Source organism: Pseudophaeobacter sp. TrK17 (genome assembly GCF_042192375.1).
Classification (GTDB): Bacteria; Pseudomonadota; Alphaproteobacteria; order Rhodobacterales; family Rhodobacteraceae; genus Pseudophaeobacter.
The window spans coordinates 2,466,883-2,478,580 of record NZ_CP071700.1 but is presented as its reverse complement, the minus strand read 5'-3'; the positions used below and the strand labels follow the sequence as shown (position 1 = coordinate 2,478,580).

At 59.8% G+C, this 11,698-nt stretch carries 12 protein-coding genes; 6 read left to right on the top strand and 6 right to left on the bottom strand.

Annotated features, from left to right (window positions below):
• Nucleotides 1-102 precede the first annotated feature (102 nt).
• Nucleotides 103-537 (bottom strand): Lrp/AsnC family transcriptional regulator, encoded by a 435-nt coding sequence (locus tag JZI28_RS11670; protein WP_295448746.1) that lies wholly within the window; start codon nt 535-537, stop codon nt 103-105.
• 108 nt (nt 538-645) lie between these two features.
• Between JZI28_RS11670 and JZI28_RS11665 the strand changes: the two genes are divergently transcribed.
• From JZI28_RS11665 to JZI28_RS11655, 3 genes are read left to right on the top strand one after another with little or no spacing between them, the layout of a single operon-like run.
• Complete coding sequence (locus JZI28_RS11665) at nt 646-1,797, top strand: type III PLP-dependent enzyme (protein WP_375697706.1); 1,152 nt, start codon at nt 646-648, stop codon at nt 1,795-1,797.
• A gap of 47 nt (nt 1,798-1,844) precedes the next feature.
• Nucleotides 1,845-4,139 carry a xanthine dehydrogenase family protein molybdopterin-binding subunit gene (locus tag JZI28_RS11660; RefSeq protein ID WP_375697705.1) on the top strand — a complete coding sequence of 765 codons (2,295 nt, stop codon included), beginning with the start codon at nt 1,845-1,847 and terminating at the stop codon, nt 4,137-4,139.
• The gene (locus JZI28_RS11655) at nt 4,120-5,214 is read left to right on the top strand and encodes a DUF2235 domain-containing protein (protein ID WP_375697704.1); all 1,095 of its coding nucleotides are present in this window, start codon (nt 4,120-4,122) and stop codon (nt 5,212-5,214) included. The genes JZI28_RS11660 and JZI28_RS11655 overlap by 20 nt, the downstream gene beginning before the upstream one ends.
• A gap of 86 nt (nt 5,215-5,300) precedes the next feature.
• On the opposite strand, the gene JZI28_RS11650 is transcribed toward JZI28_RS11655, so the two are convergent.
• Together JZI28_RS11650 and metF are read right to left on the bottom strand one after the other, a co-directional pair.
• On the bottom strand, nt 5,301-5,792 hold the full coding sequence (locus JZI28_RS11650) for a PaaI family thioesterase (RefSeq protein ID WP_295448759.1): 492 nt from the start codon (nt 5,790-5,792) through the stop codon (nt 5,301-5,303).
• Between the two features lie 114 nt (nt 5,793-5,906).
• Nucleotides 5,907-6,776, bottom strand: coding sequence for a methylenetetrahydrofolate reductase [NAD(P)H] (metF, locus tag JZI28_RS11645; RefSeq protein WP_375697703.1), 870 nt, complete (start codon nt 6,774-6,776; stop codon nt 5,907-5,909).
• Between the two features lie 95 nt (nt 6,777-6,871).
• On the opposite strand from metF, the gene JZI28_RS11640 reads away from it, so the two are divergent.
• Nucleotides 6,872-7,777, top strand: a complete 906-nt coding sequence (locus JZI28_RS11640) for a LysR family transcriptional regulator (RefSeq protein ID WP_295448765.1) — start codon at nt 6,872-6,874, stop codon at nt 7,775-7,777.
• 32 nt (nt 7,778-7,809) lie between these two features.
• Entirely contained in the window at nt 7,810-8,166 is a 357-nt protein-coding gene (locus JZI28_RS11635; RefSeq protein WP_353399703.1) for a hypothetical protein, read from the top strand.
• A gap of 112 nt (nt 8,167-8,278) precedes the next feature.
• Here the strand turns inward: JZI28_RS11635 and JZI28_RS11630 are convergent, their stop codons facing one another.
• Nucleotides 8,279-9,319 carry an NADP-dependent oxidoreductase gene (locus JZI28_RS11630; protein ID WP_375697702.1) on the bottom strand — a complete coding sequence of 347 codons (1,041 nt, stop codon included), beginning with the start codon at nt 9,317-9,319 and terminating at the stop codon, nt 8,279-8,281.
• Nucleotides 9,320-9,556: 237 nt separating this feature from the next.
• On the opposite strand from JZI28_RS11630, the gene JZI28_RS11625 reads away from it, so the two are divergent.
• The gene (locus tag JZI28_RS11625; RefSeq protein ID WP_295448774.1) at nt 9,557-10,342 is read left to right on the top strand and encodes an inositol monophosphatase family protein; all 786 of its coding nucleotides are present in this window, start codon (nt 9,557-9,559) and stop codon (nt 10,340-10,342) included.
• Between the two features lie 156 nt (nt 10,343-10,498).
• Here the strand turns inward: JZI28_RS11625 and JZI28_RS11620 are convergent, their stop codons facing one another.
• Nucleotides 10,499-10,882 carry a GFA family protein gene (locus JZI28_RS11620; RefSeq protein ID WP_375697701.1) on the bottom strand — a complete coding sequence of 128 codons (384 nt, stop codon included), beginning with the start codon at nt 10,880-10,882 and terminating at the stop codon, nt 10,499-10,501.
• An 11-nt stretch (nt 10,883-10,893) separates the two neighbouring features.
• Complete coding sequence (locus JZI28_RS11615; protein ID WP_375697700.1) at nt 10,894-11,679, bottom strand: rhomboid family intramembrane serine protease; 786 nt, start codon at nt 11,677-11,679, stop codon at nt 10,894-10,896.
• Nucleotides 11,680-11,698: the final 19 nt, after the last annotated feature.

The following is an 11,698-nucleotide window of genomic DNA, read 5'->3' as shown; positions in this document are numbered from 1 at the left end:
AGGGTCGTCCTGCGTCGGTTGAATTCGGGTTGCTGCATCCAATAACGAATGGACAGGCAAAGGGAAAGCCATCGCTGGGTTTGCAGGTGAAAAGGCCAGCGCCTAGGGGGTGCGATCCAACTTGGTGGCCAGATGGATCAGGCTCTCGGAGGAGCGCACGCCACGGGCCTCGCCAATGCGATCTATGGTCTGATCCAGCTCGGCTGTGGTCTGGGCCACCACCTGGGCCAAAAGATCAAACCGCCCGGAGGTGGTATGCACCACCTCAACCCCCGACAGGCTGCGCAGCCGCGACAGCACCTCGGGGCCAGAGCGCGGCTCGATCGAGATCAGCACCGTGGCCTGCAGCGGCGGGCGCGTCGCCGCCGAGGCGCGCAGGGTATAGCCCTCAATTGCGCCGGTGGTTTCCAGCCGCTCAATCCGCGCCTGCACCGTGGTGCGGGCGAGCCCAAGCGCACGGGCAAGATCGGAGACCGGGCGGCGGGCGTTTTCTCGCAACAGGGTCAAAAGCTGCTGGTCGGTTTCGTCTGTTTTCATGCTGTGGCCTGCAATTTGCCGAAATTTTTCGTCACCCTAGGCGAAATGCCGGGGGATATCGACGCCAAAGCGACGGAAAATAAACAAAACACTATGAGGCTTTACCAGATGCAGCAGATCCCCCCCCTATGGCTTGACCCTGAAACTCACCTGGCGCGACACAACCCGGATCACCCGATCCTTTATTTCTCGCCACGGGTGCTGCACCAGGTGGCGCAACGGTTTCAGGCGGGTTTTGACGGGGTGGTCACCTATGCGGTCAAGGCCAACCCGCACCAGGCGGTGCTGTCGAATCTGGTGGCGGCCGGGATCTCGGCCTTTGACGTGGCCTCTCCGGCGGAGATGGCGGCCGTGCGCCTGGCCAGCCCTGACGCGGTGATGCATTACAACAACCCGGTGCGTTCTATGGCTGAAGTCGCAGCGGGGATCTCTCAGGATGTGGCCAGCTGGTCGGTGGATGAGCACTCCGAGCTGGATAAGCTGGCCGCCGTGCCCCGTGACAAGGAAATCGCAGTGCGCTTTGCCCTGCCGGTGGAGGGCGCGGCCTATGATTTTGGCAGCAAATTTGGCGCTGCCCCGGATGAGGCCGTTGCCTTGCTGAAACGGGTCGCCGCTGAGGGCTGGACCCCGGCGCTGTGTTTTCATCCCGGCACCCAGTGTGAGGATGCTGCGGCCTGGGTTGAATACATCCATGCGGCCAAGCGCATAGTAGAGGCGGCGGGGGTGTCGATTGCCCGGCTGAATGTGGGGGGGGGCTTTGCCGCTAACCGCGATGGGGTGGCGCCGGATCTGGAGAGGGTCTTTACCGCCATCAAAGGCGCCGTGATTGCGGCCTTTGGCGCCAACCACCCGCAACTGATTTGCGAACCGGGTCGGGCGATGGTTTCTGAATCCTTCACCCTGGCGGCGCGGATCAAGGGCATGCGCCAAGGCGGCGAGAGGGTGTTCCTGAACGATGGGATCTACGGCGGTCTGGTTGATATCCGTGATATGGGGCTTCCGGGGCGGGTTGAGGTGGTCAGCGCCACAGGCAATCACCGTCAAGCGGCGCGTACTCCTCGGGTTGTCTTTGGCCCCACCTGTGACAGCCTGGATCGGCTGCCAGATGGTCTGCCGCTGCCGGCGGATACCCAGGCCGGGGATTATGTGCTGTTTCCGGGGTTGGGGGCCTATTCTTCCGCCATGAGCACCCAGTTCAATGGCTACGGGTTGTCTGACGTGGCGACGGTGATCGAGCTCTCTGGACAAGCGCGCCACTAAGGCTAAGGTCCCCCTAAAGCACCAGCCAGCGCGAACAGGGGGCGAGCATGGAAAAATTTGGAAAGAGTCAGCCGGTCAAACGGGTCGAGGATGTGCGGTTTCTGACCGGGCATGGGAATTATATCGAAGACTGCGCCCCGGCAGGCGCACTGCGGGCCTGGGTGCTGCGCAGTCCGGTTGCCCATGGGGTAATCTCGACCCTGGATCTGGCAGAGGCCCGCGCCGCCGATGGGGTGCATATGGTGTTGACCCTGGCTGACCTGCAGGCGGCGGGGCTGACCACCACCATGGATGCCACCGTGGTCAAAAACCGCGATGATAGCGATGGGGCCGCCCCTGAACGCCACATGCTGGCCAATGGCCGGGTCCGTTTTGTCGGGGAACCCATTGCGGTGGTGATTGCCGACACGCTGGATCAGGCGCGGGACGCGGGTGAGCTGATTGAGCTGGATATCGACGATCTGCCGGTCAAGTTGGACCTGCAAGCTGGTGGCGAGCCGCTGCACCCAGAAGCGCCAACCAACAGCGCCTTTGACTGGGGCATGGGAGACGAGGCGGCCACACAAGCGGCCTTTGAGGCTGCGGCCCATACCGTGGCGCTGCAGGTGGATGACAACCGCATTATCGTCAACGCCATGGAGCCACGGGGTTGTTTTGCCACCTGGGAAGCGGGACGTTTGCATTTCACCTATGGGGGCCAGGGTGTCTGGGGGGCCAAAAGCCAGCTGGCGGCCAAGCTGCAGCTGTCCGAGGAGGAGGTGCATGTGGTGACGCCCGATGTGGGCGGTGGCTTTGGCATGAAGGCGATGACCTATCCGGAGTATTTTGTCGTCGCCCATGCCGCTAGGGCGCTGGAAAAACCGGTGTTCTGGATGTCGGACCGCACCGAGGCGATGCTCAGCGACAACGGTGGCCGCGATCTCACCTCGCTGGCGGAACTGGCCTTTGACGCGGATCTGAAAATCACCGCTTACCGGGTGCAGACCCGCTGTAACCTTGGGGCTTATAATTCGCAGTTTGGCCAGCCGATCCAGACCCAGCTGTTCAGCCGGGTCCTGGCCGGGGTCTATGATATCAAAACCGCCTGGCTGCAGGTGGAAGGCATCTATACCAATACCACTCAGGTGGATGCCTATCGCGGCGCTGGACGCCCCGAGGCGATTTATGTGCTGGAACGGGTGATGGACCGCGCCGCACGGGAGCTCGGGGTTGACCCGCTTGAGCTGCACCGTCGCAATTTTATTGCCCCGGGAAATTTCCCCTATGCCACGGTCACCGGCGAAAGCTATGATGTCGGGGATTTTGCTATGGTCTTGTCACGCGCCGAAGAAGAGGCCGATATTGCGGGGTTTGCGGCCCGTCGTGCCGCCGATGCAGAGGCCGGCAAACTGCGTGGTCTTGGTCTGTGTTACTATATCGAAAGCATTTTGGGCGACCCTTCAGAAGGCGCAGAAGTCGAATTTCTGGAGGATGGCCGAGTGAATATCTATGTTGGCACGCAGAGCAACGGGCAGGGGCATGAAACTGTCTATGCCCAGTTCCTCGCGGATCAGACGGGTATTCCGGCCGAGATGATCTCGACCATTCAGGGCGACAGTGACCGCATCGCCAAGGGCGGTGGCACCGGCGGGTCGCGTTCGGTGACCACCCAGGCCAATGCCACCTTGGCGACCGTGGACGTGATGGTTGCCGCCTTTAGCCCCTTCCTGGCAGAGGAAATGGGGGTTGAGGAAGAGGCGGTCAATTTTGACGGCGAGACGTTCCGGGCACCGGGGTCAAACCTGACGCCTTCGATGTTGGAAGTGGCAGAGATGGCCCGCGCGAAAGGCCGCATTGATTTGCTACGTCACGCGGCGCGGGCGCAATTGCCGGGGCGCTCGTTTCCAAACGGGGCCCACCTCGCGGAAGTTGTGATCGACCCGGAGACCGGCACCTGCCATGTGGATCGCTATACCGTCGTTGATGATTTTGGTAACCTTATCAATCCTATGCTTGCCGAAGGTCAGGTGCATGGCGGTGTTGTGCAGGGGCTGGGCCAGGCGATGATGGAGCATGTGGTCTATGATGATGAGGGGCAGCTGCTCACGGCAACGTTTATGGACTACGCCTTGCCGCGCGCCGGTGACGTTCCCATGATTGGGTTTACCTCTGAGCCGGTGCCCTCGACCCAAAACCCGATGGGGATGAAGGGCTGCGGCGAGGCCGGAACAGTTGGTGCCCTGGCGGCATTGGCCAATGCGGTTCAAGATGCCACCTGGGACAAGGGCTTGCGGCAAGTGGACATGCCGTTCACACCGCTGAAACTATGGGAAGCACTACGGAATGGGACTGAAGCAGCTTAGAAATCGCTTTCTCGGATGGCTCGGGCGCCCCTTGCGCTCGGAACATTCCGGTGAGGCCAAGCTGCGGGGGCCGCAGGCCCATGTGATCATTCTGGATGGCACCATGTCGACGCTGGAACCGGGGCATGAGACACATGCCGGCAGGCTCTATCAGATGTGCCGTGAAATGGGGGCTGAGGTTTCGGTCTTTTATGAAGCCGGGGTGCAGTGGACCGGTTGGGCCAGTGCACCGGATGTGATGATGGGGCGCGGTATCAACCGGCAGATCCGCCGTGCCTATGGCTATCTTGCCTCGCGCTATCACCCTGGCGACCGCATCTACCTGTTGGGCTATTCCCGTGGTGCCTATGCGGTGCGCTCGTTAGCGGGGGTGATCGGCGAGGTTGGCCTGTTGAAGGCGGAACATGCAACCGTGCGCAATATTCGCACCGCCTACCGCCATTACCAGCAGGCCGGATCGCCAGAGGTGGCGCAGGCCTTTCGCCGGGCGCATTGCCACGGCGAGACCCAAATAGAGATGATCGGCGTCTGGGACACGGTCAAGGCCCTGGGGCTGCGGTTGCCCCTGCTGTGGCGCTGGGCTGAAAGCCGCCATGCCTTTCACAACCATGAACTGGGCCCGCATGTAAAGCATGGCTACCATGCCCTGGCGCTGGACGAGACCCGCGATGTGTTCAAGCCGGTGCTTTGGACCTGCCCGGAGGGCTGGAATGGTCGTATCGAACAGGTCTGGTTTCACGGGGCGCATGGCGATATTGGCGGCCAGCTTGCTGGCTTTGAGGAGGCGCGCCCCCTGTCCAATGTGCCGTTGGTTTGGATGTTGGAAAAGGCGGAGGACTGTGGCCTCGCCCTGCCGCAAGACTGGCGCATGCGCTTTCCGGTCGACCCTAAAGCGCCCTCAATCGGCACCTGGAAGGGCTGGGGCAAGATCTTTTTGCTGCGCAGCAAGCGGCAGGTGGGATTGGACCCCAGTGAGCGGCTGCACAGCAGCGTTCAGGGCCGGGTGATGCAGCAGAAATCTGCGGGCTGGTTTGCCGGGCTTACAGGCAATGCGCCTTCAGCGCCGCGTCAATAGCCAGGGCCTTGGCCCTCCACAGCGAAGGTCGCAGTTAAAGTCCCTGGTGGCTATTGTGGTGGAGTGGCGCCTACAGCGCCAATCGCTCAGGCTTTGCTGCCAAAGACATTCATCACGATACAGGTGGTTGACCCCGTGGCGTAGAGCTTGCCATCCTTGACGCCGCGGATCTCGCCATGGGCCACCCCGGTGGAGCGCCCAACATGATCAATCACCCCGACGCAATCCACAGTGGTGCCCAGGGGAATGGATTTCAGGATATTGATCTTATATTCTAAGGTTGTATAGGCGGAGCCTTTGGGGACGGCCGTCATCACAGCGCAGGCCATGGCACTGTCGAGCAGCGTTCCGTACCAGCCGCCATGCACCGTCCCCATTGGATTGGTGACTTCGAATTCCGGGGTGCCACGAAACACCGCGCGCCCCTCTGAGACTTCGTGCAGGGTATAGCCCAGTTGTGCCCCGATTGGGGGGCCGGGCAGGCGCCCTTCCAGTATGCCCTGCATGAACTCAAGCCCGGAAAACTGAACAACCTGATCCATCGGCAACAGATCGGCTGGGGATTTTGCAACTGCCATGTCAGGGCCCTTTTTGTGCGAATTCCAAAGACGCACCCAAGGCGCCTCTTGAGTGAGGTGCCTTTAGTGCGTTCCTTTTTGGAATTACCTTAAAGGCCGGACCTGCAACAAGCTTTACGCTACGTTCTCCAAAGAGATGTTCGGCGTTAGGCCAAGCGCAAAGCAGACATCGCGGGTCAGTTCCGGACGGTTGAGCGTATAGAAATGCAGCTTCTTCACGCCCTCATCCAGCAGATCAGAACACAGTTCGCTGCAAATGGCGGTGGCCAGCAGGTCTTCGCGGTCGTCGCGGGCGGCCTTCGCAAAGGCGTCATCCACCCAGGCTGGGATCACGGTGCCGCAGCGCTTGGCAAAGTTACGTGCACCTTTCCAGTTTTCAATTGGCAGAATGCCGGGAACCAGCTTATCGCCGTTAATGCCCGCCTTGGCGCAGGCATCGCGGAAGCGCAGGAAGGTCTCGGGCTCAAAGAAGAACTGAGTGAGCGCCTCATCGGCGCCGGCGTCCAGCTTGCGCTTGAGCCAATCAACATCCGCTTGCGCATTGGCTGCCTCGGGGTGGGGATCTGGGTAAGCACCGACGCGTAGGGTAAATTTGCCGGTGGCCGCCAGGGCTTCGATGAGTTCAACCGAATTGGCAAAACCATCGGGATGGGGCACGAACTGGCTGCTGCCCTTAGGAGGGTCGCCGCGCAGGGCGACAATTTCACTGACACCAGCCTCGGCAAAGGTCTCGGCGATCTCCAGTGTTTCGGCCCGGCTGGCATCGACGCAGGTCAGATGCGCCGCCACGTTGAGCCCAGAGCTGCTATGGAGGGTTTTTACCGCATCCCGTGTCAAATCCCGTGTGGTGCCGCCGGCGCCGTAGGTGACGGATACAAAACGCGGATCAAGTGGAGCCAGGGTCTGCACGGTGTCCCATAGACGAAATGAGGCCTCCAGCGACTGCGGCGGGAAAAACTCAAATGAAATCTCAGGGCTGGTCATGACTTTGCTCTCCGTTTGATTTCGCTCTTGTTGCATGTGCAGCATTGTGAAACAATTTCATAATTCTCAAGAACAACATGAGCTGAGCTATAGTTATGCATATCGAGTTTCGCCACCTGCGCACCATTAAGGCCATTCACGAGGCCGGAGGTCTGGCGCGGGCTGCTGATCAACTCAACATTACCCAAAGCGCTTTAAGCCATCAAATCAAGGGTTTGGAGGATCAAGCCGGGGTCGAGCTGTTTCTACGCCGCTCCAAGCCGATGAAGCTGTCGGCGGCCGGTCTGCGGTTGCTGCGCCTGGCGGAACAGGTGTTGCCCCAGGTCGAAGCAACCCAGGCGGAGTTTTCCTCATTGCGCGATGGCCATGCAGGACGGATGCATATCGCCATTGAATGCCACGCTTGTTTTGAGTGGCTGTTCCCGGTGCTTGAGGCCTTTCGCAAAAGCTGGTCCGATGTGGATGTGGACATTCGTCCGGGCCTCGCTTTTGACGCTTTGCCCGCGCTGCAAAAGGAGGAGGTGGATCTGGTGGTCTCGTCGGATCCAGAGGACATTCCCGGCGTCGATTTTATCGAACTCTTTGACTACAAGGCGGTTTTTGTCGCTTCCGCACAGCACCCGCTGGCCCAGAAAACCTATGTTGAGGCAGAGGATTTTATCGGCCAAACGCTGATTACCTATCCGGTCGAGAAGTCACGGCTGGATGTGTTCAGCCAGTTGCTGACCCCGGCGCGGGTTGAACCGGAAAGCATTCGCCAGGTAGAGCTGACGGCAGTCATCCTGCTGTTGGTGGCCTCGAACCGGGGTATCACGGTGCTGCCGGACTGGGTGGTGCGCGAGGTGAAATACTCGTCTGATTATGTCACCCGGCCGCTGACTAAATCCGGCATCACCCGCCGCCTTTATGCGGCGATCCGCAGCGATGACCGGCAAAAGCCCTATATGCAGGAGCTTATCCGCCTGGCCAAGGTCGAGGCGCGCAAACTGCAGCAGCAGTAGGCAGCGGGTCGGCAGTGTGAGGAAATCTAGACATGCACAGGTTCGATCTGAATGCGAAATTTAGCGCAATAGGAAGTGAGACTTCAGAAACGAGGATCGGCGAGATCCACCACGTTCGGGGCAGCTGGGGCGGGTCTGGTTCTGTTTCTACCCCGAATGCCAAGTATTTTGTATGGCGGCCAGAATACATCGAAGGCGCGGCGCCCCATTGGCGTATCGACTGCTATTTCAAGAAACACAAGCTGGCAGGGGATCCCAAAGCGCTGTCGCGGTTGCTTTCCAACAATATGCAAAATGCAGGGCTCTGCGATACGCCAATTTGGGTATCGTGGCATAGAAGTGATGAAATCAGTGGTGAAAGCATCGGCACTTTGTTTACCGACGACTAACTGACACATCAGTTTTTAGGGTGGTCTACTAACTAAAAAGGGCCCCAGATCCGCTGATCCGCTGATCCGCTGATCCTCTGAGGCCCTTTACTTTCATCATCGCGGCTATCTATTACACCAGCTTGACGATCTGCTTGCCGGTATTGCCACCCTTGAGCATCGCCATAAAGGCGGTTGGGGCGTTTTCCAGACCTTCGGCGATGTCTTCCACAAAGCGGAGCTCGCCTTTGGCCACTATTGGACCAACTTCCTTGAGGAACTCCGGGTAGCGGTCAAAATGGTTGGAGATGATAAAGCCGTTTACCGACAGGAACTTCACCAGCACATTGCGCCAGATGTTGGGGCCGGTGAGGGCCGCATCGCTGGCGCCTTCGCCCAGACCGCCGGCGTTGTACCAGGCGATCATGCCGCAGATTGGAATGCGGCCATGGGGGTTCATCATCGGCAATACAGCTTCCAAAACCTTGCCGCCGACGTTTTCGAAATAGATGTCGATACCTTTGGGACAGGCCTCTTTCAGATCCTTGCGCAGGGCGCGGGCATCCGCATAGGCGCGGTGATCCAGGCAGGCGTCAAAGCCAAAGGTCTCGACCGCCATTTTGCACTTTTCCGCGCCTCCAGCGATGCCGACAACCCGCAGCCCTGCCTTTTTGGCCAGTTGCCCCACCATGGATCCAACCGGGCCGGTTGCCGCCGCCACAACAAGGGTTTCCCCCGCCTGAGGGCGGCCGTAAGCGGATAAGCCATGCCATCCGGTAAACCCGGGCATGCCCAAAACGCCAAGCGCAGCAGTGATAGGCCCCTGACTTGGATCCAGCTTGCGCAGCTCACGCGCGGGCAGGCAGCCATGGCTGGCCCAGCCAAACATACCAAAGGCAAAATCGCCAACCTGAAAATGGGGGCTGTTTGATGCGATGACCTCGCCGACGGCGCCGGCTTCCATGCGGCCGCCGATTGGCACTGGGGCGGCGTAGGATTTGGCGTCATCCATACGTCCCCGCATATAGGGGTCCAGTGACATATAGTGAACTTTTACAACTACTTCCCCGTCACCCGGAGTGGGCAGGGGGCTGGTTTCCAGTCGAAAATTTTCAGGCGTTGGTTCCGCCACGGGGCGGCTTGCCAAAACGATTTCTTGCATTTCTGTGCTCATCTCTCTCTCCCTGTTGTGGCCCATCGCTCAGCGTGGTCTGCGGTGGGTTTTACTGAACTGTGTCGTTCAGTTTGACCTTTGACAACCGTTGCACAGATATGACCCTGCGGAAAACCAGCGGCCCGAAGGGGGAGGGGTATTTACCTGATGCTGCATTCACCCTTGGCAAATGCGACACTGGGGCGTATAGGCACGCATTGACCGACATCTCCCCGCATTCAACAGGATCCAGCAAACATGATTGGCAGCGCAAACCTTAATGTGATGATCAAAGCCGCCCGCAAGGCTGGCCGTTCCCTGGTGAAGGATTTCCAGGAAGTGGAAAACCTGCAGGTCTCGCGCAAGGGCGCTGGCGACTTTGTCTCCAAGGCCGATATCGCCGCCGAGAAGATCCTGAAGGATGAGCTGATGGGCGCCCGCCCGACCTATGGTTGGCTGGCCGAAGAAGGTGGCGAAACCCCCGGCGAGGATCCAACCCGCCGCTGGATTGTGGATCCGCTGGATGGCACCACCAACTTTCTGCATGGTCTGCCGCACTGGGCGATCTCCATCGCGCTGGAGCACAAGGGCAACATCGTTTCCGGGGTGATCTATGACCCCGCCAAGGATGAGATGTTCTTTGCCGAAAAAGGCACTGGCGCCTGGATGAACGAGACCCGCATCCGGGTTTCTGCTCGTCATCGCATGATTGAATCCATTTTTGCCACTGGCCTGCCTTTTGCGGGCCGGGCCGATCTGCCAGAAACCCTGAAGGATCTGGCGCGGCTTTTGCCTGCAACCGCTGGCGTGCGCCGCTTTGGTTCGGCAGCACTGGACATGGCCTATGTGGCTGCGGGCCGCTACGAGGGCTTTTGGGAGCGTCGCCTGCATTCCTGGGATCTGGCAGCGGGTATCATCATCGTGAAAGAGGCCGGCGGTCTGGCAGAATCCATGGACCCAGAGGCAAGCATTGTTGAGAGCGGCGAGGTGATCTGCGCCAACGAGCCGATTTTTGAAAGCTTTGCCAAGGTGGTCCGGGGCTAACTCCGCACTGAAGTCAGCGAGAACTATAAAAACGCGGCCCCTTTGGTCGCGTTTTTTTGTTGCGTGGCGTTGTGTGTGCCAGTCGCGGCATCCTCGTCAACGCCCTTTACCCCCCCCCCTGTATCTGCCTCATGGCGCAGATGCGGCCGCCGGTGCTCAGGCCTTCTGATCCGAAGGGTGGTTTACCCCGTCATTCCAGGGAATTTCGCCATGGCTCTGCGGATGAGTTCTGGGATTGGCCCCGTCGATGCAGCCCAGGTTGACCCCGCATTCATTCGGATCAGAGCGGCGCTGATGATGGGTGTAGATGCCGCAGGTCTTGCAGAAGTAGTGCTTGGCGGTGCCGGTGCCCCAGGTATAGAGGCTCAGGTTTTTGCCGCCTTTGTGCACCTTTAGCGTACTGGTCAGCGCCGTTACCGCAGCAGCGCCCCGACGGCGACAAAAGGAACAGTCACAACGGGCCGCAGAGGCAAGCCCCTGCGGGAATTCGGCGCTCAAAACGACTGCGCCACAATGGCAGCTTGCGGTGAGTGTAACCACTTGGCTCTCCTTCATTTCCCCCAGGGGCCGGGATGTGTTCGGTTTGGGTTTTTCTTTTTGCGCGGCAGGCGCGGCACGCGGGTGACACTATAGGTGTATTCGGTCTTGGGGTTGGGGGGAGACCCCGCTGTTCGTTCCCAATACTTTGGACCGCCGCGGCGCAGCCAAAGGGGAAGCACCAGCACCAGACCTACCGCAAAGCCACCTGCATGGGCCCAATAGGCGACACCGCCCTCATCAGGGTTCGAGCCAAAGCCACCAAAGATCTGCAAGGCCAGCCAAAGCCCCAGCATCAGCGCGGCCGGCACCGTGATAACGCGGAAAAACACGATCAGGATCAGCAGTATATCGACGCGCGCCTTGGGAAACAGCAGCAAATAGCCGCCCATGACCCCTGCAATGGCACCAGAGGCTCCGATGGTGGGCACCTGCGAGGTCGGGGCCGCCAGCACATGGATCAGACCGGCGCCAACGCCACAGGCAAGGTAGAAGGCGAGAAAGGGCAAATGCCCCATCTCATCCTCCAAGTTGTCGCCAAAAATCCAGAGAAACAGCATATTGCCGCCCAGATGCATCAACCCGCCATGGATGAAGACCGATGTGAGCAGGGTGGAAGAGTTCTCACCACCTACAATCTGGGCGGGGATGATCGCATAGGCCTGATAGAACTGCATCAGCGCACGCGGGTCGGCGCTGAGCCCCGAATACATCACAAAGGCCAGAATATTGGCCGCCATCAGGGTATAAACCACATATGGGGTGCAGTTTGATGGGTTGTGGTCACGCAGTGGAAACATGGGGTGACGCTGGGCCGAT